The organism is Legionella fairfieldensis ATCC 49588 (assembly GCF_000621525.1).
Lineage (GTDB): Bacteria > Pseudomonadota > Gammaproteobacteria > Legionellales > Legionellaceae > Tatlockia > Tatlockia fairfieldensis.
The window spans coordinates 31,036-55,477 of record NZ_JHYC01000027.1; the positions used below are offsets into that span (position 1 = coordinate 31,036).

The following is a 24,442-nucleotide window of genomic DNA, read 5'->3' on the forward strand; positions in this document are numbered from 1 at the left end:
TTTCCGCCAAGGATATAAATGTCAATGGAATTTTGTACTACAACTGTCTTATTTAGATTATAGACTTGTCTTCAGAAGAGAAGACTATACAATAAAGGACTATGAATGTGAATCGATTGTTTTTATTACCTCTTTTATTAAGCGCTTTTCTGCTTCATGCCGAACCGCTGCGGATTGGTACGCTTGTTTATAATCCTCCTTTTGAAGTAGAAGCCGATAATAAAAAACATTTTTATGGCTTTGATATCGATTTGATGCTGGAAATCTGTGCTCGTATAAAAGCAGATTGCGATTTTATTCCCTTAACTTTTGAACAAATATTTAGCGAATTATTAGCAGATAGAATCAAATTAGGACTTGGCTCCATTAGTATTACTCCTTCAAGAAAGGCCAACTTTTTATTTAGTCTCCCTTATCTTGCCAGTAAAGGACAATTTATTACCAACAATACTTCTTCTTTTATCAACATGGACGAAATTCAAGGAAAGAGGATTGGTACAGTAAAAGGCACAGTGTTTAAAGCAGTTGTTCTTGCGCACTATAATAATGTGGGTGAAATTATTGAATACCCCACTCTTTCAGCTACCTTTCACGCCTTATCCAATGACAAGGTCGATGTTATTATTACCGACAGGCAAACAGCAAAATACTGGCACGCGACAAACAGCACTTTATTTCGTCTAATTGGCGATGCGATACCCGCAGGCATTGGTTATGGAATAATGGCTGGCAAAAAGGAAACCTATTTAATTCATCAGATTAATAACACGTTAATGGCGATGGAAGCTGATGGGAGTTATTTAAAAATTTATAACCGTTATTTCAGTAAGATGACTTTTCAATAATGAAAATATGGGTAGATGCGGATGCATGTCCTAAAGCCATTAAAGATATTCTCTTTCGCGCAGCAGAAAGAACTGCAATCCATTTAATATTAGTGGCCAATGCATTTTTAACCATTCCAGGCTCACGTTTTATCAAGACTGTTCGCGTTGATAAAGGTTTTGATAATGCTGACAACTATATTGTTCAGCATCTGGAAGCAGGCGATTTAGTTATAACGGCTGATATTCCTCTGGCCGCTGAAGTGATTGCCAGACAAGCTCTGGCACTTAATCCGCGCGGCGAATTATATACGGCTAATGATATTAAACAACGTTTAGGTTTACGCGACATGAGAGAGCAATTACGTGCCAGTGGCGTTAACGTGGGCGGACCTAAGGTATTGGGGGAGAAAGAAAAAGCTTCTTTTGCGCGAGCTCTTGATACTATTCTGGCCAAAGCAAAGCGTACTTCAATCTATTAAGTTGAAATGACACGGGTTGTCGTCAACAAATGAAAAGACATGATAAACTCTCTGTTTTTACGCCATCATTTGAGACTCTTTTTATGAGCAATGAAATTCAAGTCACTGAAATTGTCAATTTACATCAGGATAGCATTGTACGTTGGAAAGAAACGGGCATCCTCTTCAAAGAGCAACATTTTTTAGCCTTGGTTGAAGAAAATCATGCATTTAACTATCAACTCTGGCACGCAGAAGATAAAGCCAGGCGTGATGACATGGGTTATGAATTTGTTTATCAGGCTAAACGTGAAATAGATCATTATAATCAGCAGCGAAATAATCGCATGGAAGCCATGGATGAATGGCTTTTTAATACGCTGCAACCTGCTGAACCGAACTACTGTGCTGTGCATTCGGAAACACCAGGAATGATGATTGACCGATTATCCATTCTGGCTCTTAAAGCGTACCATATGGCTTTGCAAAGCAGGAGACAGGAAACCGATGAAGCGCACCGCCAAACCTGTTACCGTAAATGGCAAACTATTATTAGTCAACAAGACCAATTGAGCAACTGTCTGCACCAGCTGATTAATGAAATAAACGATAAAAAACGCACATTCAGAGTGTATCATCAATTCAAAATGTATAACGACCCGACCATGAATCCCGAATTATATTAGACTGGGGACATCATTTGTCCAAGACTGTCTGCACTTCTGGAACGAATAAAAGGTCGACTGCTTTCAGCGTGTTTTGGTGAAGGTGGGGGGAAAAAAACAGATGAAGAGCGAGAAAGGAAACCTGGACGTTGCCCCCTGCTTTTTTCTGGCTCACCTGGTGATAATGGCTTTGACTGATTGACATTATTTGGAGAAGGTTGGAAAAAAGTAGCGGAGGAGTCCGAAAAAAAGCCAGAGGATCGCCCTCTGACTTTTTCTGGTTCCCTGACTTTTTCTGGTTTACCTTGCAACGAAGGCGATTTATCAGACTCACTGGTAAGAACTTGTTTTTTTGCCTTATCTAATTTGCCAAAACCGCGAGAATACGTCCTCAGAGCAAGAGCTATAGAATGGATAAGAGAACTGGCTACCATCACGAGAAACATAATGGGCGTGTCATGATAGTGCCCTTTTTCATCTGCTTCCTGCAAAGGGTTCATTGTATAATCTATTGCCTTACAGCCTTTTCCTGCGCCAGAAAAACAGGAACGCGCTATTTCAAGGATCACTTCAAACCATTCCTGGAAAAAAAATTGAGGTGATGGATCAACAATTATTCTCTTATTAATTTTCTCTTTAATTTTCTCCAGCTGCCAATTCTTAATTTCCTTTTCAGTGGCGTCAATCTGTTTGAATAACTGCACTAAATCCCCATGAGACATTTGATCAACGGATTTCAGTAAAATTTCTTTTCCCTTTTCCGCATTTTTTTTAGTTCTATGAATTTCTATCAAAGAGTGGATAACAAACCCTGCCATGCTGACCACTCCCAATGCAACACAAACCATTAGAAAAGCTGGCGGGAAAGCAACCGAAGATAAAACAAGAATTATAGATACAGTAAACATGAAACTGGTCAGAACACCATAAAGCGCCAAACCATGTTTCAACCCTCTTAAAAAAGCCGAGATATAGGACGGCTGTTTAAGAGAAAAAAGCTCTTTTCGTTTCGCCTCAAAAGATTCGGCCTTTTTTATGAGATTGTTTAAGTGATTTTTTAATAATGTCTGATTTCCGAGTAAGCTGAGCTTTTCCAGGTCAGCATACATTAATTCCACTTCTCTACCATACAGGTATAACTCTATTTCGGCCTGCGAAATAACTACCTCACGCTGGAAATTATATTCTTCATACATACGCGTCGCTATACATGCCAGCAAACAAATTGAACAAAATGAAACCATTGCAATAAGAACGGGCGGGACTAATGAGCAAAGTCCCAGGATACCCACATATAAATAAAGACCATCGACAATACCTGCGTAACAAGATGAAAGCAAACCCATTTTCTTTACATGAATGGATTGACCTTGTATTTTTTCACGATCTCTTGCAATTTTTTCCTTAAGATTATCGCCCTTTAAATAGTCTTCGTGCTGAATTGATTTCAGCAATGCGGCATTGTCCTTCTTCATTGCTTTACGCTTATTTTTCATTGGCAACGCCCATATTCGGTTAACTACCGAAAGGCAACCTAATAACAAACCTACTGGAACAATAAGAGAGGTTAAATTTTGTCCACTTAATAAATGGATTGTCTGAAACGTGCTGCGAATTCCTTTATAAGCATTTTTCAAGCCCTTCAGTATATCGCGACAATAAGGCCATATTGTGTTAATGTAACGTTTAAATGTATTTTTCTTGTCTTTCTCGTCATCGAAATGATTAGCAAGTAAAGAAAAAGCAATTAACGTTAAGGAACTGGTAGCGGTAATCAATATGCCTTCAGGAGCAACCATCCAGTCGTGCATGACATCGGAAGAAGAAAAGTGACTGTCAGACAAATGAACATCAAAAAAATACTTGAACGTACTGTAGGAAATGCTCAGGCCATCCAATGCTCCATATATAGCATAAATAATCCTCGCTTCATGTAGAGCTTTCGCCTTCTGCTCACTCCACATTTTAAACTTCTTGGCAAAACCCGACTCGTTATTTGTCATGCTAATTAGGGCAATGGCTAAGATGGTGAGTATTATATCCAATTAGCGAATAAAGGGCAATTATATTTTCATTTTGAATGAAAATGATACAAAAATAGCGGCCATCAGTAATTTTATCACAAAGCCAACAAAAAGTGAGAGATCTCTTCAATATGAATCCAGATTATCCAGCCTCCCAAAAAGAAGGGTATCCTGACAAACCTATTCGGTTGTAATGCATTGAATTAAGTGATAATCCCTTATAATTAAGCTCTATAGTCTGTGCGCAGGCGTACAAATCTGCTAGGATTAACACTATTTAGTTATGCGAGTAAAGGGTCGTTAATGAGTTTGCGCAATGTTTTTCTTCCTGTCTTTTTACTTTTTTCAGGATATTCTATGGCAGTTGATGCAAAAATAATCTATGGCTATGTAGAAAAAGCAATCCTGGTTGATAAAAACATGACTCTATCGGCTAAATTTGACACTGGAGCCAAGTCCGCCTCCCTTAGTGCAATCAATATTCGTGAAACCAAAATAAAAGGTCAAACTTATTTGAACTTTAAAGTCCCAGGAAAAACAGGGGAAGTAGAATTTACTTCGCCCTATCTCGGAAAAGTCAGTATTAAAGTGCGTGCAGGAGAACATTTATCGCCGCAAGGTAAAACAGAACCTATTAAGCGACCTGTTGTGTTAATGTCTATTCAAATTGGCGATGAAATGCGCACTATCCCGGTCAATTTGACTAACCGCAAACGCTTTAATTACCCACTGCTTCTTGGTAGAGACGCAATTATCGCGTTTAATGGCCTGGTTGATCCAAGCCATGCCTTTTTGATAACAGCCAAAAAAGTGGAAAAAAATGAAGTCAAATAAACGTCATGTTTATGGTTTAATCACTGTTCTATTAGTATTAGGGATAGGCATTTTTTTTTATCGTCATCTTGTTCTTGATGTACCATTAACAGACACGGAAACAGTAAACAGCTGGATGATTGAAGCCAATTTACGTTTCATTGCTGATCATAATACACCTGTAAAAGCAAGTTTTACTATTCCTTATATGCCACCTTATTTTGCAATTTTGGATGAATATTTTGTTTCTCACAATTATGGAGTAACCACTAATTTAAATGGCTATAATCGCCAGACAGTCTGGTCGCTAAGACGCAGTTCTGGCGTGCAATCTCTTTATTATCGCGCTATATTTCGCGAAATTGACAGTAACGAATCATCTTTAGCCAGACCCCCCATTGTAAAAGCGCAACCTTTGATGGAAACACAAAAATCCGCTGTAGATGCAATTACTAATCAGGTACGTCAGTCCTCGGCAGACATTCAGACGTTTGCGCAGGGCACAATTAAAGAACTTAATAAAAAAGACGGGAATGCCAAACTTCTTGTAGGCAATGAATTTAATGATGACAATATCATTAACGCGGCCATTCTCATATTAAGCCAGGCAAAAATTTACGCCATGCCGGTCAAAGGAATTTATTTAAGTCAACAAAACAAGGCTGATTTTAAATCGTTTATAGTTGTTCATAATGGTAAAGAATGGACTTATATTAATCCCCGTACTGGAGGAGCAGGTTTTCCCAGGAATTTTCTGGTCTGGCAATATGGTTTTGACCCGGTTTATAATGTAACAGGCGGTAAAAAACCCTTTTTCAACCTGACAGTTTCGCCTACGCCGATTAATGCGCTGACTATTGCTAAAGCAAGAGGCTCACAAACTGATTCTCAACTATTGCGTTTTTCTTTGTTACAACTTCCTGTTAATGTACAGGAAACCTATAAAATTCTGCTGACCGTTCCGCTTGGCGCTTTTGTGATTCTATTATTGCGCAACTTTATTGGTCTCAAGACTTTTGGCACATTTATGCCTGTGCTAATCGCTCTCGCCTTTCGTGAAACTCACGTGATTTGGGGAATTACCCTTTTTACTCTCATCGTTTCCTTTGGTTTACTGGCACGCTTTTATCTGGATCAACTTCGATTGCTTCTTGTCCCGCGGCTCGCTGCAATTCTCACTGTAGTGATTGTATTAATGATTTTTATTAGCGTTATAAGCCAAAATCTGGGGCTTGATTCTGGCTTATCTGTCGCACTTTTTCCCATGGTCATTTTGACTATGACGATTGAACGCATGTGCATTACCTGGGATGAACGAGGAGCCTCTGAAGCGATAAAGTCGGGCGTAGGCAGCCTTGTGGCTGCGGTGATTGCTTTTGGCGCGATGAATTATCCTCCTCTGCAATATCTGATTTTTGCCTTTCCTGAACTTTTACTCGTATTGCTTGCGCTGATTCTATGGTTTGGTCAGTATCGGGGTTATAGACTTTCCGAGCTGTTTCGCTTTAAAGTTCTGGCTGAGAAATATTGATGTGGCATTTGTATCGTCGCTTGCATAAGCACGGCATTTTAAGCATTAATCAACGTAATAGCGATTACGTTCTCAAATACAATAACCGTAAACGATATCCTTTGGTTGATGATAAATTACAAACCAAACGTTTAGCAATACAAGCAGGAATAGCCGTTCCACAATTGTATGAAATTATAAAAAACGAACATCAGATTAAAGAGTTGGAGCATATTTTACAACCCTACAAGGATTTTGTTATCAAACCCGCCCATGGAGCAGGTGGAGATGGAATTCTGGTAGTCACCGATCGTATTTTCGGACGTTACCGCCAGATTAATGGTAAATTAACTACCCTTAACGAAATGAGCTATCATCTGTCCTGCCTCCTCTCTGGTGCTTATAGTTTAGGTGGGCATGCTGATTATGCCATTATTGAACATCGGGTCATTGTAGATCCCGTATTCAAAGAAGTAAGCTATGAAGGAATCCCTGATATTCGCATTATTACCTTGTTAGGTTACCCCGCTATGGCCATGGTTCGGTTACCTACCCGACTCTCCGGCGGCAAAGCGAATCTTCATCAAGGTGCGATTGGAGTGGGCATTAATTTAGCGACAGGTAAAACATTAGGTGGTGTTTTTCATAATGACACTATCGATTTTCATCCCGACACCCTCGCACCTATTGTGGATTTTACTGTTCCCTATTGGGACAAAATTTTAGAAATTGCCGCCAGTTGCTATGAATTAACAGGCTTGGGCTATTTGGGTGTGGATATTGTTCTGGATAAAGACCAAGGACCTTTAATGCTGGAACTTAACGCCAGGCCGGGTTTAAATATTCAAATTGCCAATCGGGAAGGCGGACTTAAACGCTATCGGCAAATTGAAGCTCGGGCCGCGCTAGGCAAAGAATCAATTAATGCGCGAATAGCTTACAGTAAACAACAATTTAGCCGTTAGCGTTCGTTTAAATTGACCGCGCCGCTCATCAGCATAACGTCAAATATTCCCTTAGCTCGCTGTTTCTCCCTTCAACCAAATCAAGATAAGCTTTTTTTATGATTGCTGTAATATTGCCTACATTTCCCTTTCCCAGCAATTTATCGTTAATAGAACGTATAGCGGTAATTTCTGCTGCGGTACCGGTAAAGAAAGCCTCATCAGCCTGATAAGCCTCATAAAGAGAAATATCCACCTCAACAACCTTAAAACCACAACGACTTGCCAGAGTAATGACGGTATCGCGTGTAATACCCGACAATATACTTCCCAGTTTAGGCGTATAAATTACACCGTCTTTTACCATGAAAAAATTCTCGCCTACTCCTTCCGTTATGTGGTCTTTATAATCTAAAAACAAAGCTTCATGATAATGAGTTCCCTGCAATTCTAAAGAAGCTAAAATGCTATTTACATAATGCCCGCATAGTTTAGCATCAACTACTGTGGAATCGGGATGAATGCGAATATATCGGCTTATTTTTATATCAATACTTTCATACGGCAAATAAGCTCCCCATGGCCAGCAAGCGATGACAAATTCAACAGGATTTCCCAGAGGATTAACTCCCATTTTACCATAGCCATAAAAAGCAATAGGTCGAATATAGCCTGCTTCAAGTTTACTATTACCTACTACTTCTTTAACCGCTGTTATAATTTCTTCTTTCGAATAGGGTAAAGTCATTTTCAAAACATTTGCTGAATAAAAAAGCCTATCGATATGTTCAGATAAACGAAAGATGGCAGAGCCTTCTGCTGTTTTATAAAATCGAATGCCTTCAAATGCACCACCGCCATAATGAAGCGCGTGAGATAACACATGAATTTTCGCGTCTGCCCAAGGGACAAGTTTACCGTTTTGCCATATTGTTTCGGTTGTTTCCATCATCTTTTTCTCCCTGCATAAGACTTCTAATCAACTAGATTTGCAATGCAATATCCCTTCCAATAAAAATAGGCTAATTTATTCGCTTTAATCCATGCCAGCTTAAAAAGAACTCTTGACTCTCTTTATCTTAAGCATAGATGTTTATCAGCAATTTCCACTATAAACTCTGAAATATTTAAGTAACAGCAGGATTTAAAAACGTACGCACTTTTTATGAAAGTGGGGGTCATGTTTGTCGGCGTGAATTTATAGTAACGTTGTTTTTTTGATGGCGCAGAGGAGTTAATTTATTATTTTATACAATCAAATTAACCCGGGAACGGAGAAGCGTCGCCTGTCTTGTAAACGTAATGCAGTTAAGTGACCGCCCCATATACATCCTGTATCTATAGCGTAAATGTGAGGATCAGGGCACTGACCTTCTAAAGCAGCCCAATGACCAAAAACCAGATCGGCATTAATCACTTTACGACCAGGCACCGCATACCAGGGAATAAGATCGTCAGGCGCATTTGCAAGAGATCCTTTATAGGTCAGAATCAACCCCCCCCGCAAATTACAAAACCGCATGCGAGTAAAATAATTAGTGATAACACGTAATTTTGTTATGCCTTGCAGATCCTCTGACCAACAATCAGCCTCATTGCCATACATCCCTGCTAAATAATCTTGGTACTGATCACCGGCTAAAACTGACTCAAGCTCCCTGGCATAACGTTTTGCCTGCATAAGATCCCAGACAGGAGCTATACCGGCATGAGACATGACTATGTTCAGCGCCTCATCATGATATAAAATATGTTGTCCACGCAACCAGTGACCAAGCTCCTCAGCATCCGGCGCCGTTAAGATTTCACGCAGAGTATCTTCACGATTTTCCCGAGAAGGGCGAACAAAAAGTTTAGCCAGCAAATGTAAATCATGATTTCCCAGAGTGATGCGCGGGATAATAGAAAGACTCTTAATAAAACGTAACACAGCCAACGATTGAGGCCCGCGATTGACTAAATCACCAACAAACCATAAACGATCGCGATGATCATCAAAATCGACTCGCTCAAGCAAGCGCTGTAAAGGATCATAACAACCCTGCACATCGCCTATGGCATAATCAACCACCGTAAGGCACCCCTGGCCGTAAGAATGCCGCTGTTTTTCTACTCTCCACCTGCCATTGTCCTTTTTTATTCAGATAAGGTAAAAATTTTTCTGAATGCACTGGATGCTGGCGAGTAAATTGACTACTGATAGCTTGCTCTTGATAAATCAGTTCCACAGCAGAAATGCTCGTGGATTTTCCCGTATGTAAATGATGAAGCTGTATTTTATCAGGTAAAGCTGTTGCATAATCTGCAAAAACAATTCCGCTATGGATTTGTTGATTGCTACTTTGTTCAAAGCGTGAATTGATATCATTCCTGGCTGCCAATCGGTGCAGACCTAAAGATAAAAAGCCATTTTGCACAGCCTGCCAATTTTTAAACTCCGGATGTTCTCGCACAAACCATTTAAACATCTCGGGGGAAATTAACAAACCACCAGGAACCATAAACAGAGGTGCTTTATTAACCATAATACGTCCGGACTCCAGTGACTGAAGCAACCACTGAATAAACTCTATACCCACCTGATTCTCTATTTTAACAGGTGATTCTGGTACGCCCACTCCAAATGTATTGGCTCGTCCATAACGAATACCACGTGCTCCTCCATAGGCTCCTAAACTTAACTGATTAAAATAACGCTGGATAGCAATCGCATCGGCGCGAACTAAAATTGCACCTAAAGTTCCCGCGGCTTCAGTATCTTCATTGAGTAAAGCAAGCCAGATAGCCAACACCTGTGTATTGGAAGCAATCCAGGCGAAACCGCTTGCTGGCATTAATAAGCGCGCGAGCAACAAGTTAAGACGACAACGAAATTCTTCATCTGTTTCTTTTTGAAATTCATAGCTGTAATGACTTCCAACTGCTATCAGATTTTCCAGGACAGGGTTCCATTGTTTTAAAAACTGTCCGTTATTATCATAAAGATTAATACTGTAATCAATTTGCAATTTGCCCACACCTTGCAAGAGTGCTGCGGACAAAAGCGCATATTGCCATAATTTTTGTTCTTCTGATAAATTGTCTTGTTCTTCGTTTAACAAATAATTTTGGAATAGACCCAATGCTGCTTCGGTACGATTTAAAGCATAATCTAATACCCCACCCTGCTGTGCATAATAACTGGCCGAGGATTCCGGCAGGTTTTGGCAATGATTTGTCAAATTATGAATGAGACTCAAGCACAAACTATCAAAACGAACATCTTCCAAAGCACTCCTTTCTTTGATTTGCTGCAATAAAAGACTTCGTTTCTCTTCACCAAGCAGGAGAGAAGAAGGAACAATTCGCGTTAAATCTTTTAAGGATTTGCCCGGTGTTAGCTTTATTTTTCTGTGTCGATGAAACAAGTCAACCTCCCAGTACAAGGGTTTACTCTTAAATTATGAAAATTTGAACAGAAATATTATAATTATTAGACTCTGGACATTATCTTCTCATCAGTCGATGAGGGCGTATTCGTGCCATATTATATTTTACACTATTTCGCAATAAAATTCGTTATTTGCACATAATCTCTTATTGAAATTTGCTCAGGTCTTGCCTGCGGATTAATTTCTAAATGACACAATTGCGCTGAATTAAGTAAAGGTTTTAAATTATTGGCTAAGGTTTTTCGGCGCATGGCAAAAGCTTGTGCTACTACCTGCTCAAGAACACGAATATTTACCGATGAGTAGGGGGATGCCTGATACGGGGTAATACGTACGACTGCCGAGTCAACCTTTGGCTGAGGATAAAAAGCCTCAGGAGGTACATCAAATAGCCATTCTACGTCACAATAATACTGTATCATCACAGTTAAACGTCCATATGCTTTGGTTCCTGGCCGAGCCGCCAGGCGTGAAACAACCTCTTTTTGTAACATAAAATGCATATCTTCAATGGAAGAAATAGAATGCATTAAGTGAAGTAATAATGGCGTAGAAATATTATAAGGCAAATTACCCACAATACGTAGCTTACTACCCAATTCACTATAATCAACAGTTAAAGCATCAGCCCCAATTAAATGCAATTTATCCTGGGCAGCAGGTAATTCAGTCAGATGAGTATGTAAATCGGTATCAATTTCAATAGCAGTCAAGTGGTTTAAATAACGGAGTAAAGGCAGAGTTAAAGCACCTAGCCCCGGGCCTATTTCCACTACTTTATCTTCTTTCCGCAACTGTAAAGCGCTCAAAATCTCATGGATAATCTGCTTGTTTTGTAAAAAATTTTGTCCAAAACGCTTACGAGGACGATGGCTCACTTCATTTCACCTGAAATTTAAATTTCAATTATAACCTACCGCTAATACCTCAGCCAATTTCATGCAATATTTTGTGTGTTTAAATAATCGTTATGCAAAGGCAAGAATGATTTTTCTTAAATTTAACAATTATACATTTGCTATCTACAGAATAATGGCTTATTTTAAATACATGGATGGTATTTCTTGCTCAGCTAACAATAGCAATCAAGGAAGCCAGAGTGTAGATATGGTGTGCACGCTTAATCTTGTATTAAGAAGCCTGAAGTATCTCTGAGGCATCCACGTTGTAACCAGAACTGTAGCAAGAATACCATCATTAATCCCTTATCCAAATACAACCCTTCTTTAACTCGCACCCCCGACACAGAGAGGTATATTATTCAGGAGCGATTTTTTTTATACTTGGGTTCAGCGAATTTGCAACCCGGGCGTAATCCTTGTTAAATCATTTAATTGAACTTCGTAAACGTATCATCCACGTTTTATTGGTCTTTACCAGCTTCTTTTTGCTGTTTTTTTTCTTTGCGAATCACTTGTTACATACTGTTTTTATACCTTTACTGAAAACGTTACCTGAGTCACAGCCTATAATCGCCACGCAAATTACCTCACCCTTGATAACCCCCATTCAGCTTGCTGTTAATGCCGCCACCTTATGCTCAATGCCTTTTATTCTATGGCAGATCTGGTGCTTTGTTGCTCCTGGGCTTTATCAACGTGAGCGTCACAACCTGCGCAGGGCCTTCCTTTCCAGTGTTGTGCTTTTTGTTCTGGGTATGCTATTTTGTTTTTATCTCGTGTTACCGTTTATGTTCCAGTTTTTTGCTAAAGCCGTACCTTCTGATGTGCGATTTATGCCCGATATGACGTATGCTCTGGATTTTATCACGAGGATGCTGTTACTTTTTGGATTTTGTTTTCAAGTTCCTTTGGTTTGTTTGACCCTGATTCATTTAAAATTGATTGATTTAGGTCTTTTAAAAACGATCAGACCTTATGTTATTGTGGTTGCCTTTATTCTAGGGATGTTACTAACACCGCCCGATGTTGTATCCCAAATTACCCTTGCGATCCCGCTCTGTTTACTTTATGAACTGGGAATTTTTTTCGCGACCCTCCATTTTTCCAAATTAAATTATTCGCAAGAGCAAAAATGATAACCAACCGAATAAAAGATTAAATTTTAACCAAATAAGCTAATTTCATGACGAGGTTAAAAATAATGCGCCAACCAAATAACCCCCTTATCGAGAAACTGACGGAAAATCGTAATCAATATCAAGAGCGCCAGCACAGCATATCGATTTATATAATAAATAAATCCTGTATAAGAACAAATCGGCTGTAATCCGGTAAGCCACCGACTTAAAGCAATGCTCACAGGCAAATAAAGGATCAATACTATTTCATGAAAAATACGCGCTTCCATAAAGTTGCCTACTAACAATAAAACGAGAAAATGAAATAGGACAACATACCGTAAAGGTCTGTATTGCAGAGGTATATAATCGTAAAAAGCAAACCAGAATAAAGGTAATCCCGCAAAGCAAAATATAAAGAGGAAGATATTTTGTTCATTTAATAACCACTGCAAATTGGCTTCGAAATAGGTATGCGTTGAAGCGCGAAAATACCATTCCATGAATGAGCCTGGCACATGATGTAAAAAAGCTAATACCAATAAACGAGTAAAACAATAAGTCAGCAGCGCAAAAAATATCGGTTTAAAAACAGTAGACAGCTTTCGCCAGTGTAGAGCGGGAATCATCAACACAAGTAAAAAACTACTTTCACGATTTAGAGTGGCCAAAAAAACCCATGGAATAAAATAAAACCATTGAGAACGTAAACAAAATAGAAATCCTGTCGCCATAAAAAAAAGAGAGGCGGAGTCTGCAGGATAAAAAAAAGTAGCCTCTCCCCCATAGTTAAATCGATAATTAATTACTGTCATTAGCGGCAAAAGCAGGATAAACAGCCAACTTAACAATTGAGCAGCTCTCTCTTTAAACTCCTGTTGCAAAAGTTTAAATAAAGCAAAATAAAATAAACTTATAAATAACCATTCCATTAAAAAAAACAATTGGTCAATTTTCAGTGGCAAAAAGGTAAGCACTCTCACCAGCATAGGGACAAGCAAGCGTTGGCCATAAGGAAGTCTTGCTGAAAAATCAACCATACTAGCAAGAGGGGTGTCAGTATATATACCTGTCAATTGGGTATGTATAAACGTATAACCAAGCAATAAAACAACAGTTACAAAACGAGATTTATAGCACAACATATCATTGTTCATGCTGAGTGGGAGACTATTCAAGATTTATTGAGGCTAACCGATAGCAATAGGGAAGGCAAGAACTGCTTAAAACTCCGGAGAGAGGAATGTATAAAACAGCAAAATTTAATGTGGGTGAGCGTGTTATTCATACGGGATTAGGCTATCGCGCTGTGATTATTGATATTGATCCTTTTTTCCAGGCTTCCGGACGTTATAACCCACAAGCCTGCAAGCGCGAATTTGCTATTCGTAATCCCTGGTATCGTTTATTAGTCGATGGCAGTAGCCAAATGACCTATGTGGAAGAATGCTTTTTAAAAAAAGATCCCAGTCAATTGACTATTGATAACCCTAATATCAAACAATATTTAAGTGAATATCAAGGGAATTATCATTCAAATCTTCCTCATCATTAATTCACTTAGTATTTATGTATAACGCAACATATAAACCAGCAAGGCAATAAAACCAATTAAAATAAGGGCTAATATCCCCATAGTTGAAAAACTTTTGCCAAGATTTTCTCGACTAAACTGCTCAGGACGCCCTTTAATATTGCGATACAACAACCATACGATAAGTCCGGCCCCGATCAAACCAAGAATTTGGTATAGAGTTTCCATCAATCATCCTCCTTTTTCTCAAAACTGAATGCATCTGAAAATAATTGGCTGGGACAAACACCCTGCGCAACCAGGCTATCTCTAATCGTATAAACCATATCAAAAGGACCGCCAATGACAAACTGCCAATGTTTAAGATCCGTTTGATGATGAGTGAGCATGCGAGTCGCCAGTGTTTCTTTATTATTGATTGAGAGTAACGAAAAATAATGAAAATGCGTGACGTGAGTTTGCCACTGTACAACTTTTTCGTTCATATACAAATCACTTTGTGACCGTGCTCCCCAAAACAATTCGATGTGACGTTTATCGCCTTCGGCGAGTAACTGTTCAATCATTGCCTTAATGGGTGCAAAACCGGTACCTCCGGCAATAAATACAATGGGTCTGTCAGGATGTAATTTATCAAGATAGCAATTACCCAAAGGTAAACGGATTGTTACCGCTCCATTTTGCTTGATTTCTGCGAGTAGCTGTTGATTATAAGGATTATCCTGGCTGTGGCGAATATGTAATTCATAGTTATGCGCACCTAAAGGGGCGTTGGCAATGGAATAACTGAATGCATTATTACCACATAGAAGCTCCAAATATTGTCCAGGTTGATAATCAATATAGCGTTCCGGTGATAGTATTATTTGTAAAATACTGTCGGTAAGCGGGTTTATAAATTCAACTTGAGCATTCACTAATGAAGTAGTCATCTATTTAATCCAAGTTGAGCCCAGTAATCATCAACCCGTTGCAAAACATCTTTATCCATTGTAATTGATTTTCCCCATTCGCGTTGCGTTTCCCCTCTCCACTTGCTGGTTGCATCCAGCCCTATTTTGGAGCCCAAACCGGAAACAGGTGATGCGAAATCCAGATAATCAATCGGTGTGTTGTCGACCATCACTGTATCACGCAAAGGGTCCATACGTGTGGTAATTGCCCAAATCACATCCGGCCAGTTGCGTGCATCGATATCATCGTCACAAACAATCACCCATTTAGTGTACATAAACTGTCTTAGAAAAGACCAGACCGCCATCATGATTCGCTTTGCGTGACCAGGATATTGTTTTTTAATAGTAACGACCGCTAAACGGTAGGAACATCCTTCGGGTGGTAAATAAAAATCGACAATTTCCGGAAACTGCTTTTGCAGCAGAGGAATAAATACTTCATTTAATGCCAAGCCTAAAATTGCAGGTTCATCGGGGGGACGGCCTGTATAGGTACTATGATAAACAGGTTCAGTGCGATGACTTATCCGCTCAACGGTGAAAACAGGAAAGGACTGTACTTCATTATAGTAACCCGTGTGGTCACCAAATGGGCCTTCCGGCGCTGTTTCTCCCGGCTCAATATATCCTTCCAAAATAATTTCGGCACTTGCGGGAACGTGTAAATCATTACCAAGACAACGCGTCAAGTGCGTACGCTTACCTCTTAACAGACCGGCGAAAGCGTATTCTGACAACGTATCCGGAACAGGTGTGACAGCAGCTAACAAAGTAGCTGGGTCAGCCCCCAAAGTCACGGCCACAGGAAAACGTTCTCCGGGGTAGACTTCTTGCCAGGTCTGGTAATCCAGTGCTCCTCCTCGATGAGATAGCCAGCGCATAATAAGTTTATTTTTTCCTAATAACTGCTGCCGGTAAATACCCATATTTTCTCGTCCCTGATGAGGCCCTTTTGTAGTAACTAATCCCCAGGTAATAAGAGGAGCAACGTCACCTGGCCAACAAGTCTGAATAGGGAGTCGGGTTAAATCAACGTCTTCTTTTTCCCAGACGTGCTCTTGACAGGCTGCGTTAGAAACATATTTAGGAGCCATAGTCAAAGCCTGTTTGAGCAAGGGTAATTTAGAAAACGCGTCTTTCAACCCTTTGGGTGGCTCCGGCTCTTTAAGAGCGGCTAAAAGTTTACCTACTTCACGCAAGGCACCAATACTTTCTTCTCCCATCCCCAGCGCTACGCGCTCGACCGTGCCAAACAAGTTAGTCAAAACAGGTATTGTACTGCCTTTCGGATGAGTAAAAAGTAAAGCAGGCCCTTCTGCACGCAATACACGATCACTTACTGCGGTCATTTCCAATGTTGGTGAGACCGGATAATCGATGTGTTTCAATAAACCGCGTGCGTCCAGTTGCGCAATAAAATCCCGAAGGTCAGCATATTTCATCAGCAGATAACTGTTAAAAAAATTAATTGTTCCGATTATGGCACAGAGAGGGCTTTAACAAAACTAACTAAGATAGAACAAATCCATCGGATATTCAGGCGTGTTGAAATTTGGATGCTCTTCTGGGTACCGCAGACCAGCTGGCGGTACGTGGGCATCATTAAAAGTCAAGTAAAACCAAGGCTAATTGGAAGCCCCGCTTCCGCGGGGATTATTGGCCTATCGTTCAAAACTTGTTACTCTTGCCGTTTCATAGCCTCAAAAAACTCTGCATTGGTCTTGTGATTTTTCATCCGTTCCAGCAAAAATTCAATCGCATCACACTCGTCCATTGATTGCAGGATCTTGCGTAAAATCCAGGTACGGTGTAATTCTTCCGGACTTAACAACAAGTCCTCACGCCGCGTTCCAGAACGATTGATATTGATAGCGGGGAAAACACGACGCTCAGAAATACTACGGCTTAAGTGGATTTCCATATTACCGGTTCCCTTAAACTCTTCATAAATTACTTCGTCCATTTTAGAACCAGTATCCACAAGAGCTGTAGCAATAATAGTCAGGCTACCTCCTTCTTCAATATTACGGGCAGCACCATAGAGCCGTTTGGGCCTTTGTAATGCATTCGCGTCCACACCCCCCGTTAATACTTTTCCGGAGGAAGGGACCACTGTATTGTACGCACGGGCCAGACGAGTAATCGAATCGAGTAAAACCACTACATCACGTTTATGTTCAACCAGACGTTTTGCTTTTTCGATTACCATTTCCGCAACTTGCACGTGACGGTTAGCAGGCTCATCAAAGGTACTGGCTACCACTTCACCCTTCACTGAACGTTGCATTTCGGTAACTTCTTCAGGACGCTCATCGATGAGCAAAACAATCAAATAACAATCAGGATAGTTTTTCTCAATGGAGTGCGCAAGATTTTGCAGCATCAGGGTTTTACCTGCTTTGGGCGGAGATACAATAAGACCACGCTGTCCGCGTCCAAAAGGAGCACATAAATCGACAACACGGGCGGTTAAGTCTTCCGTACTGCCGTTTCCTTGCTCCATAACCAATCGCTCTGTCGCAAACAACGGAGTTAAATTTTCAAATAAAATTTTACGCTTGGCACTTTCAGGTGAATCATAGTTAATTTCATCTACTTTTAGCAAAGCGAAATAACGTTCATTATCCTTCGGGGGACGTATTTTACCGGTAATGGTATCACCAGTACGCAAGCCAAAACGTCGTATCTGACTGGGCGAAACATAAATATCATCTGGTCCGGCCTGATAGGAACCATCTTCAGAGCGCAAAAAACCAAAGCCATCTGTTAATACTTCTAAAACACCTCCGCCAAGGATATCTTCTCCTTTATGCGAATGAGCTTTAAGAATGGCAAAAAGAATATCCTGCTTCCGCATGCGAGCTGTATTTTCAGCCCCCATTTCCTGAGCGATATTAACGAGATCGGCAATAGGTAATTGCTTAAGTTCACTAAGATTCATACTTCTCACTTGATGTATTGGTTAACGAAATGAATTTCCGAGATAATTTTTACATTGAAAGAACAGCTTGAGAAAACCGCTGTCCACAGACAATTTCTCAAAATTTACCAGCTCAGTCAGTCCCCTTTGTCAGCATCATTCAACACGCTTAACATTCAAATATACTGTCATCATAAAGCCGGGTAATTTCCTAAGGTGGCAGCCATGAGAAAATGGCTACATATTGAAACTATAAGCCTATCATAGCTTTTTAATGAGATCCACTAATTTTTTATTTCTCTACCTTATAATAAGGTAGAGAAAATTAATGATCTGAAAATTAAAGATTTCCCTCAACAAAAGCACTTAACTGGGATTTGGAAAGCAATCCCATTTTTATTGCTTCTACCTGACCATTCTTAAATAAAATAAGAGTAGGAATACTCATCACCCCATATTTGGAAGGCGTTTGGGGATTTTCATCTATATTTATTTTGGCAAAACTCATGCTTTCCTCATAATTAGTTGCGACCTCTTCCAAAACAGGTGTCAACGCTCGACAGGGACCGCACCATTCGGCCCAGAAATCGACCAGAACCGGTTTGCCAGAATTTAATACTTCTTGTTCAAAACTGGCATCAGTAATTGTCTTAATAGTGGTACTCATAATTAAACCTCGGTTAATAATTGTGGCCGGGAAGACATTATAGATCACCGCATACAGCTTGCAATACACTAAGTGCTGCAATTGCTGCTGTTTCAGTACGCAAAACCCTCGGCCCAAGGCATAAAGGGTTGTATTGCGCTTTAAAAATCTGCTCTAATTCTTCCGGGTTAAACCCTCCTTCAGGACCCACCAATAAACTGAGTTCCGGTTGTGCAAAATTATAATCACGCCAGGATTGGGCGCCTTTGGGATGTAAAATAAACTTTAGACCAGGGTGGGATTGTTGTAAATATTCGGTCAATGATTGTATCGTTTTAATTTGTGGTACCTGATTGCGCCCCGACTGCTCACAAGCCGCTATGGCTATTGCCTGCCATTGAAGACGCTTTTTTTCCATTCGTTCTTCATCCAGTTTCACCACAGACCGAATGGTAACGAGAGGGCTAATACTGGTTACACCCAGCTCAACCGCTTTTTGTATCACCCATTCCATTCGCTCACCTTTAGAAATAGCCTGTGCCAAATGGATAAGGCGCGGTGATTCTCTACTGATTATCCGCTCAGCCAAAATAGTCACGCTTACTTTTCTCTTATGGACCGTAGTAAGAATCGCATCAAACTCGCGGTTATCTCCACAAAACAAAATAATTCTGTCACCAGGTTGCATCCGTAAAACAATGCCCACATGTTGACCTGCCTCGGCAGATAAATCCAACGATTGACCTACACAATAAGCTCCAGCCTGATAAATACGAATTTCTCTCACGACAATTCACCAATAATCAATAGACTTCTTCGTAAATTCGTTGGCAGAGCGCGCTCGGTGAAACCGGACGCCCTATCGATAATTTTCTCTGTCCTAGTTCCGAAGAATAATATACTAAAAGACTCTTTTCAGAGCATACCATACAATTTTACTATACCTCTAAAAATCTTGATGCTATGTTAGCGTTTTTATTTTTACGGAGGATTCATCCATGAATAAAACGCGTATTGAAACAGACAGCATGGGAGAAATTGCTGTTCCCGCCGACCGCTACTGGGGCGCTCAAACAGAACGCTCACTTCATCACTTTAACATTGGCCAGGATTTCATGCCTCGTGAAGTCATTCACGCCTTTGGTATCTTGAAAAAAGCAGCAGCCTTAACCAATCTGGAGTTGGGTAAATTGCCTCAAGATAAAGCTGACTTGATTATTAACGCAGCGACTGAAGTCAGTGAAGGCGCATTAGACGACCATTTTCCTCTTCATGTGTGGCAGACAGGCAGTGGAACGCAATCCAATATGAATGCCAATGAAGTCATTTCCAATCGGGCCATTGCAATGGTCAATGGCGAACAAGGCAGTAAAACACCTGTTCATCCCAATGATCATGTTAATATGTCCCAATCATCAAATGATACGTTTCCCACTGCCATGCACATCGCAGCAGCTATCGCTGTCCAGGAAAAACTGCTACCGGCGGTTCGTAATTTACGCGATGCCCTGGCAGTAAAAATGCATGATTTTAAAGATATAGTAAAAATTGGCCGAACTCACCTCCAAGACGCAGTGCCCCTTACTTTAGGACAAGAGTTTTCAGGTTATGTAGCTCAGTTAGATGCCTGCATCCAGCGTATTGAACAAACGCTCCCCGAACTCTATGAGTTAGCCTTGGGAGGTTCTGCTGTAGGCACCGGTCTAAATACTCATCCTGAATTTGCTGTTAAAGCAGCAACACATATAGCTGACTTAACCCGATTGCCTTTTATTTCGGCACCCAACAAATTTGCAGCCTTAGCGTCCCACGAGCCTTTGGTTATGGCACATAGCGCATTGAAAGCCCTGGCGTGCGCTCTGATGAAAATTGCTAATGATGTGCGTTGGCTTGGCTCGGGACCTCGTTGTGGTATTGGTGAATTAATTTTACCTGAGAACGAACCTGGCTCCTCAATTATGCCGGGAAAAGTTAATCCCACCCAGTGTGAAGCACTGACGATGGTTTGTGCGCAGGTTATCGGGAATGACACGACTGTAGCCATTGCCGCAAGTCAAGGTAACTTTGAACTTAATGTATTTAAACCTGTAATTATTTTTAACCTTTTACATTCTCTCAATTTACTAGCCGACAGTTGCCACTCTTTTCGAGAGTTTTGTATTGAGGGTCTTGAAGCGAATCGTCCCGTGATCGATTATTATTTACAGCATTCTTTAATGCTCGTCACAGCCCTTAATCAACATATTGGCTATGATAAAGCAGCGAAAATAGCAAAAACAGCGCATCAGGAAAACACCTCGCTACAAGAAGCCGCAGTAAAACTGGGGTATTTGACAGCAGAGCAATTCAAAGCCTATGTAAACCCGAAAAATATGGTCAATCCTTAATCCATATTACGCTGTCTTGCTGTTTGTTCTCAGCAAGACAGTTAGACTAAACATCACTTAACTCGTTCAAGCATTGCTTTAACAAAGCAATGTTATTACTAAAAATCAACTGTATGCCGCGTTGCAATTCCCGATAAAGACCGTATTTTGAATTCACTTGACCCACTCCCACCAATTGGTTCGCCTGCTGCAATTTTCTAATATTACTATCGTTTAGCAAAAGATAATGACCTAAAACACCCCCATATTGTTTTTGCAAACTTTTCTCACAAAATTGTCTGACATTATTGTGAGCAGCTACGAGCAACATCGCTTCTGGCTGAAAGGAAGACAGGGAAGTAAAAAAAGATTCATTTAAACTAATTAAATGATAATCCTCACAAGGAACAAGTTCCTGCAAATTGTTTTTCAAAGCATCCTTAGCCGCCCTGCCAAGCGATTGTTTGAGTTCAATAAAGAGATGCATTTTTTTGCTATAACGCTCAACCACTTCTGCAAGACTAGGTATTTCAGGAACGCGTTGACGAAGCGCTTGAAAAGTTAATTCCCTGATCGCGATATCCTTGTTCCATAAACGTTTTAAAGTGGGATCATGATTGACCATTAACACATTGTCACGCGTGGGATGCACGTCAAATTCAATACCCCAGCAACCCAAATCAAGCGCACGGGCAAAAGCGGCATCGGTGTTTTCTCTAATTCGCTTAACCTTATCGTGCGCCCCTCGATGAGCAATAAGACAAACCTCAGAAACTCGCAAACCCGCTGGTTTTTGGCGCGGCAAACAGGAAAAATAATAATCTATTGAGCGTTCAATAATAGCAAGCAGCGTCATGATGCGATACTTTAAATAGTTTACTCCATTGTGCAGTTATTTTCTCGATAATGCCAGGTGTGTTAACTTAATAGAAGTCCTGGTATTGTTCTAACCAATGCCAGAAAACAATTACCCTCTTGACTTGACTGAATTCATTGTTGTTTCTGGCCTCGATTAACTATGAAATAATAGTATAAATAGTATATCTACCCGATTTTATTAAAGTCTTGCATTCTATGGATTGACATTTTATTTAATCTTAAGTACTTTACCCACCAATGCCGAGGTGGTGGAATTGGTAGACACGCTAGCTTCAGGTGCTAGTGGGGGAAACCCCGTGGAGGTTCGAGTCCTCTTCTCGGTACCATTGAGAGATTTTAAAACAGTTCTTAATGGTTCGTAGTATGCGTAATACATTGATTATTATTGAATTCAAAATCTTTGTTTTTACTAGCCACCCATGACCTGACGAATTGACGTTAATGTGTTGTAGTCCGGGTTTCATAAACAATAAAAAATATCCATATTTGATATATTTTATGATAAAATAAACAAATATTTATCAAAAAATTCAGATTAATTCTAAATTCGTACTATGTTAAATGAAGTGTTTAAAACTCATCATACTACGTTATCTATAAGTGACTTGATTGCATTTACTGAGTCACCAATTACGTGTATCTCAATAAAAAATAATCAAGGGTACCAATACGCTAATCATAATTTCACTCAATTAATGGGCCACCAATCAGTGAAAGATATTCTTTTTCATCAAGACAAAGATTTAACCGATAATAATGCTCTATTAAAAACCATTAAATATCATGATGAATGGATATTAGAAAATCAACAACCCTTAGAAGTTTCAGAAATCATCCACCCTAAAAATAAGCCTTACTTAGTAAAACAGGTTCACGGAGTATTGCATCCTGTATTTTATCAAGATGAAAAAAAACCTCGTTATGTTTTAGGCTTATTTACGCCTACATCTCAATTATTATCATTAACGGGGCCAATATTATTCAAGTTAACTTATGAAGAATTGGGGCAATTGTTAACCAAACGCAGTTATTCTATTGATTGGCAGGGCATGCATTTTCAACTAAGCCGAAACGACATTCAAATCATTATAGGTATTGTCAAAGGGCACCATGCTGGAGAAATTGCTGCTCAATTAGGTTTAAAGCAAACAACTATTGAGACTTATACACGGCATATTAAAGATAAATTGGGGATCCATGTTAAAAGTGAATTAATTGTCGCAGTTCTGGAAACTAATTTACTATCGCAGATTTTATTATGATGTATTCCCTATTAGAAAAAGCCGTCACCCAATTTCCTGAGTCCCTCGCTTTAGTAACAAGTGATAAACAAACTTATACATATCAAATGTTGTTAACTCGAGTTCATCAATGGATGCACTATTTAATCCAATTACAGGTCGAAGCACGACAGCGTATTGGTTTTATGTCATTAGATAACGACATGCATCTATTTTTTTATTTAGCTCTGGATGGCCTAGGCGCTGTCTATGTACCTTTAGATGCTGAAATGCCAACTGAACAGCTTAAATCTGGCTTAACTACTTTAAATTTAGATCACTTATTCGTTACAACTTCAGAACAGTTAACGGGAATATTTTTAGATAAAAATGCTGTATTATCCTTTCCATCGAATTTACCCGATAAAGCTATTCCTAATGGGCCAGATAATTGCTCTTATGTTATGTCTTCTTCAGGTTCAACTGGCGATAAAAAATGGATTCCCATTAATGGAGCTGGCCTGGCCTATTGGGCTAGAGTTGAAAAGGATTTATTGCAATTAACGAGTAAAGATAAAGTGCTCTCTACTCGAAGTCCAGCATTTGATGCGCGGATCTCTGAATATCTTCGTGCTTTTTCTAGCGGTGCTACCTTGTATCTTATGTCGCATTTAGATAGAAAAGATATGACGAAAATAGTTGAAAGGTGCCAGCAAGAAAAAATTACCACTTTATTAATGGTTCCTTCTCAATTAGAAAGTACGCAATTTGCTAATTATTTGCCAAAACTAGCTCAGTCCGGGTTAAAACATTTAATCGTTACGGGAGAAGCGTGTAATTGGGCTTTAGCAAAATTATGTAAACAATTAGATATTAAGCTTTGGAATGCTTATGGACCTACCGAGGCTACCTTCGGAGCAGGGTAAACGCATCTAAATTTTAAGCAATTGCCACTCAATTGATTTATAAGCTATATTTGCTTCTTTTTGAAAAAGGTTGCATCATGGAAGGTTTATTTGTAGAAATTTTTTCCCAAATTCCCGATCCTCGAATAAATCGTACGCGCAAACATTTATTTTTGGATATTATTGGCTTAGCCTTATTTTCAGTATTAGCTGGTGCTCAAAGTTACACTGAAATTGAAGATTTTTGTTGCCATCATATTGATTGGTTAAAAAATTATTTTAAGTTACCTAACGGTGTGCCAAGTCATGACACTTTTTCAAGAG

25 protein-coding genes and 1 tRNA gene are annotated in these 24,442 nt (G+C 39.8%); 13 read left to right on the forward strand and 13 right to left on the reverse strand.

Annotated elements, in window-relative coordinates; translation table 11 throughout:
• Positions 1–107: 107 nt before the first annotated feature.
• The 3 genes from T345_RS0108395 (at position 108) to T345_RS0108405 (ending at position 1,971) form a co-directional block, all read left to right on the forward strand.
• Positions 108–845, forward strand: a complete 738-nt coding sequence (locus T345_RS0108395; RefSeq protein ID WP_165476862.1) for a transporter substrate-binding domain-containing protein — start codon at positions 108–110, stop codon at positions 843–845.
• Positions 845–1,306 (forward strand): YaiI/YqxD family protein, encoded by a 462-nt coding sequence (locus T345_RS0108400; RefSeq protein ID WP_028388965.1) that lies wholly within the window; start codon positions 845–847, stop codon positions 1,304–1,306. The genes T345_RS0108395 and T345_RS0108400 overlap by 1 nt, the downstream gene beginning before the upstream one ends.
• 83 nt (positions 1,307–1,389) lie before the next feature.
• Positions 1,390–1,971 (forward strand): DUF4254 domain-containing protein, encoded by a 582-nt coding sequence (locus T345_RS0108405; protein ID WP_028388966.1) that lies wholly within the window; start codon positions 1,390–1,392, stop codon positions 1,969–1,971.
• On the opposite strand, the gene T345_RS13900 is transcribed toward T345_RS0108405, so the two are convergent.
• Positions 1,968–3,914 carry a hypothetical protein gene (locus T345_RS13900; protein ID WP_051555207.1) on the reverse strand — a complete coding sequence of 649 codons (1,947 nt, stop codon included), beginning with the start codon at positions 3,912–3,914 and terminating at the stop codon, positions 1,968–1,970. The two genes, T345_RS0108405 and T345_RS13900, sit on opposite strands and share 4 nt — an antisense overlap.
• A 363-nt stretch (positions 3,915–4,277) precedes the next feature.
• Here T345_RS13900 and T345_RS0108415 point away from each other — a divergent pair, with 363 nt between their 5' ends.
• The 3 genes from T345_RS0108415 to T345_RS0108425 are packed head-to-tail and all read left to right on the forward strand — an operon-like array spanning position 4,278 to position 7,262.
• Positions 4,278–4,808, forward strand: a complete 531-nt coding sequence (locus T345_RS0108415) for an ATP-dependent zinc protease family protein (protein ID WP_028388967.1) — start codon at positions 4,278–4,280, stop codon at positions 4,806–4,808.
• Positions 4,795–6,318, forward strand: coding sequence for an inactive transglutaminase family protein (locus T345_RS0108420; protein WP_028388968.1), 1,524 nt, complete (start codon positions 4,795–4,797; stop codon positions 6,316–6,318). Before T345_RS0108415 ends, T345_RS0108420 begins: the two co-directional genes overlap by 14 nt.
• Positions 6,318–7,262 carry an alpha-L-glutamate ligase-like protein gene (locus T345_RS0108425; RefSeq protein WP_028388969.1) on the forward strand — a complete coding sequence of 315 codons (945 nt, stop codon included), beginning with the start codon at positions 6,318–6,320 and terminating at the stop codon, positions 7,260–7,262. The genes T345_RS0108420 and T345_RS0108425 overlap by 1 nt, the downstream gene beginning before the upstream one ends.
• A 28-nt stretch (positions 7,263–7,290) precedes the next feature.
• Here T345_RS0108425 and T345_RS0108430 read toward each other — a convergent pair whose 3' ends face one another.
• From T345_RS0108430 to rsmA, 4 genes are all read right to left on the reverse strand, one after another.
• Positions 7,291–8,193 carry a branched-chain amino acid transaminase gene (locus tag T345_RS0108430; RefSeq protein WP_028388970.1) on the reverse strand — a complete coding sequence of 301 codons (903 nt, stop codon included), beginning with the start codon at positions 8,191–8,193 and terminating at the stop codon, positions 7,291–7,293.
• A 303-nt stretch (positions 8,194–8,496) separates the two neighbouring features.
• Positions 8,497–9,312 (reverse strand): symmetrical bis(5'-nucleosyl)-tetraphosphatase, encoded by an 816-nt coding sequence (locus T345_RS0108435; RefSeq protein ID WP_028388971.1) that lies wholly within the window; start codon positions 9,310–9,312, stop codon positions 8,497–8,499.
• Positions 9,305–10,648 (reverse strand): TraI domain-containing protein, encoded by a 1,344-nt coding sequence (locus T345_RS0108440; protein ID WP_028388972.1) that lies wholly within the window; start codon positions 10,646–10,648, stop codon positions 9,305–9,307. Before T345_RS0108440 ends, T345_RS0108435 begins: the two co-directional genes overlap by 8 nt.
• Before the next feature lie 131 nt (positions 10,649–10,779).
• On the reverse strand, positions 10,780–11,550 hold the full coding sequence (rsmA, locus tag T345_RS0108445) for a 16S rRNA (adenine(1518)-N(6)/adenine(1519)-N(6))-dimethyltransferase RsmA (protein ID WP_028388973.1): 771 nt from the start codon (positions 11,548–11,550) through the stop codon (positions 10,780–10,782).
• Positions 11,551–11,990: 440 nt separating this feature from the next.
• On the opposite strand from rsmA, the gene tatC reads away from it, so the two are divergent.
• On the forward strand, positions 11,991–12,710 hold the full coding sequence (tatC, locus tag T345_RS0108450) for a twin-arginine translocase subunit TatC (protein WP_028388974.1): 720 nt from the start codon (positions 11,991–11,993) through the stop codon (positions 12,708–12,710).
• Positions 12,711–12,766: 56 nt separating this feature from the next.
• Here tatC and T345_RS0108455 read toward each other — a convergent pair whose 3' ends face one another.
• Positions 12,767–13,837, reverse strand: coding sequence for a hypothetical protein (locus T345_RS0108455; RefSeq protein WP_242604598.1), 1,071 nt, complete (start codon positions 13,835–13,837; stop codon positions 12,767–12,769).
• Between the two features lie 98 nt (positions 13,838–13,935).
• Between T345_RS0108455 and hspQ the strand changes: the two genes are divergently transcribed.
• Positions 13,936–14,247, forward strand: coding sequence for a heat shock protein HspQ (gene hspQ, locus T345_RS0108460; RefSeq protein ID WP_028388976.1), 312 nt, complete (start codon positions 13,936–13,938; stop codon positions 14,245–14,247).
• Between the two features lie 12 nt (positions 14,248–14,259).
• Here the strand turns inward: hspQ and T345_RS0108465 are convergent, their stop codons facing one another.
• The 6 genes from T345_RS0108465 to T345_RS0108490 form a co-directional block, all read right to left on the reverse strand.
• Positions 14,260–14,454, reverse strand: a complete 195-nt coding sequence (locus T345_RS0108465; protein ID WP_028388977.1) for a hypothetical protein — start codon at positions 14,452–14,454, stop codon at positions 14,260–14,262.
• Positions 14,454–15,158, reverse strand: a complete 705-nt coding sequence (locus T345_RS0108470; protein WP_028388978.1) for an NAD(P)H-flavin reductase — start codon at positions 15,156–15,158, stop codon at positions 14,454–14,456. Before T345_RS0108470 ends, T345_RS0108465 begins: the two co-directional genes overlap by 1 nt.
• A complete protein-coding gene (gene ubiD / locus T345_RS0108475; protein WP_028388979.1) occupies positions 15,155–16,624 on the reverse strand; it encodes a 4-hydroxy-3-polyprenylbenzoate decarboxylase in 1,470 nt (489 codons plus the stop codon). Before ubiD ends, T345_RS0108470 begins: the two co-directional genes overlap by 4 nt.
• A 236-nt stretch (positions 16,625–16,860) precedes the next feature.
• Positions 16,861–18,123 (reverse strand): transcription termination factor Rho, encoded by a 1,263-nt coding sequence (gene rho, locus T345_RS0108480; RefSeq protein ID WP_028388980.1) that lies wholly within the window; start codon positions 18,121–18,123, stop codon positions 16,861–16,863.
• A gap of 319 nt (positions 18,124–18,442) precedes the next feature.
• Positions 18,443–18,769, reverse strand: a complete 327-nt coding sequence (gene trxA, locus T345_RS0108485; protein ID WP_028388981.1) for a thioredoxin — start codon at positions 18,767–18,769, stop codon at positions 18,443–18,445.
• 37 nt (positions 18,770–18,806) lie between these two features.
• Positions 18,807–19,535 (reverse strand): 16S rRNA (uracil(1498)-N(3))-methyltransferase, encoded by a 729-nt coding sequence (locus T345_RS0108490; protein ID WP_028388982.1) that lies wholly within the window; start codon positions 19,533–19,535, stop codon positions 18,807–18,809.
• A 211-nt stretch (positions 19,536–19,746) separates the two neighbouring features.
• On the opposite strand from T345_RS0108490, the gene fumC reads away from it, so the two are divergent.
• On the forward strand, positions 19,747–21,135 hold the full coding sequence (gene fumC, locus T345_RS0108495; RefSeq protein WP_028388983.1) for a class II fumarate hydratase: 1,389 nt from the start codon (positions 19,747–19,749) through the stop codon (positions 21,133–21,135).
• A 46-nt stretch (positions 21,136–21,181) separates the two neighbouring features.
• On the opposite strand, the gene T345_RS0108500 is transcribed toward fumC, so the two are convergent.
• Positions 21,182–21,970, reverse strand: a complete 789-nt coding sequence (locus T345_RS0108500; RefSeq protein ID WP_035918566.1) for a glycerophosphodiester phosphodiesterase — start codon at positions 21,968–21,970, stop codon at positions 21,182–21,184.
• A 262-nt stretch (positions 21,971–22,232) separates the two neighbouring features.
• Between T345_RS0108500 and T345_RS0108505 the strand changes: the two genes are divergently transcribed.
• The 4 genes from T345_RS0108505 to T345_RS0108520 all read left to right on the forward strand — a co-directional run.
• Positions 22,233–22,319, forward strand: a tRNA-Leu gene (locus T345_RS0108505).
• A gap of 228 nt (positions 22,320–22,547) precedes the next feature.
• A complete protein-coding gene (locus tag T345_RS0108510) occupies positions 22,548–23,255 on the forward strand; it encodes a helix-turn-helix transcriptional regulator (protein WP_084273771.1) in 708 nt (235 codons plus the stop codon).
• On the forward strand, positions 23,252–24,139 hold the full coding sequence (locus T345_RS0108515) for an AMP-binding protein (protein WP_084273772.1): 888 nt from the start codon (positions 23,252–23,254) through the stop codon (positions 24,137–24,139). The genes T345_RS0108510 and T345_RS0108515 overlap by 4 nt, the downstream gene beginning before the upstream one ends.
• Before the next feature lie 77 nt (positions 24,140–24,216).
• A partial coding sequence (locus T345_RS0108520) for a transposase family protein (protein ID WP_028388987.1) occupies positions 24,217–24,442 on the forward strand: 226 nt, incomplete at its 3' end.

What these genes read in the sequence shown, in the direction of transcription:
- T345_RS0108470 (WP_028388978.1), bottom strand. Translation starts at nt 15,158, where the DNA reads ATGACTACTTCATTAGTGAATGCTCAAGTTGAATTTATAAACCCGCTT.
- T345_RS0108510 (WP_084273771.1), top strand. Translation starts at nt 22,548, where the DNA reads ATGTTAAATGAAGTGTTTAAAACTCATCATACTACGTTATCTATAAGT.
- T345_RS0108425 (WP_028388969.1), top strand. Translation starts at nt 6,318, where the DNA reads ATGTGGCATTTGTATCGTCGCTTGCATAAGCACGGCATTTTAAGCATT.
- hspQ (WP_028388976.1), top strand. Translation starts at nt 13,936, where the DNA reads ATGTATAAAACAGCAAAATTTAATGTGGGTGAGCGTGTTATTCATACG.
- T345_RS0108515 (WP_084273772.1), top strand. Translation starts at nt 23,252, where the DNA reads ATGATGTATTCCCTATTAGAAAAAGCCGTCACCCAATTTCCTGAGTCC.
- T345_RS0108415 (WP_028388967.1), top strand. Translation starts at nt 4,278, where the DNA reads ATGAGTTTGCGCAATGTTTTTCTTCCTGTCTTTTTACTTTTTTCAGGA.
- T345_RS0108420 (WP_028388968.1), top strand. Translation starts at nt 4,795, where the DNA reads ATGAAGTCAAATAAACGTCATGTTTATGGTTTAATCACTGTTCTATTA.
- T345_RS0108465 (WP_028388977.1), bottom strand. Translation starts at nt 14,454, where the DNA reads ATGGAAACTCTATACCAAATTCTTGGTTTGATCGGGGCCGGACTTATC.
- ubiD (WP_028388979.1), bottom strand. Translation starts at nt 16,624, where the DNA reads ATGAAATATGCTGACCTTCGGGATTTTATTGCGCAACTGGACGCACGC.
- trxA (WP_028388981.1), bottom strand. Translation starts at nt 18,769, where the DNA reads ATGAGTACCACTATTAAGACAATTACTGATGCCAGTTTTGAACAAGAA.
- fumC (WP_028388983.1), top strand. Translation starts at nt 19,747, where the DNA reads ATGAATAAAACGCGTATTGAAACAGACAGCATGGGAGAAATTGCTGTT.
- T345_RS0108455 (WP_242604598.1), bottom strand. Translation starts at nt 13,837, where the DNA reads ATGTTGTGCTATAAATCTCGTTTTGTAACTGTTGTTTTATTGCTTGGT.
- T345_RS0108400 (WP_028388965.1), top strand. Translation starts at nt 845, where the DNA reads ATGAAAATATGGGTAGATGCGGATGCATGTCCTAAAGCCATTAAAGAT.
- T345_RS0108430 (WP_028388970.1), bottom strand. Translation starts at nt 8,193, where the DNA reads ATGATGGAAACAACCGAAACAATATGGCAAAACGGTAAACTTGTCCCT.
- rho (WP_028388980.1), bottom strand. Translation starts at nt 18,123, where the DNA reads ATGAATCTTAGTGAACTTAAGCAATTACCTATTGCCGATCTCGTTAAT.
- T345_RS13900 (WP_051555207.1), bottom strand. Translation starts at nt 3,914, where the DNA reads ATGTGGAGTGAGCAGAAGGCGAAAGCTCTACATGAAGCGAGGATTATT.
- T345_RS0108405 (WP_028388966.1), top strand. Translation starts at nt 1,390, where the DNA reads ATGAGCAATGAAATTCAAGTCACTGAAATTGTCAATTTACATCAGGAT.
- T345_RS0108500 (WP_035918566.1), bottom strand. Translation starts at nt 21,970, where the DNA reads ATGACGCTGCTTGCTATTATTGAACGCTCAATAGATTATTATTTTTCC.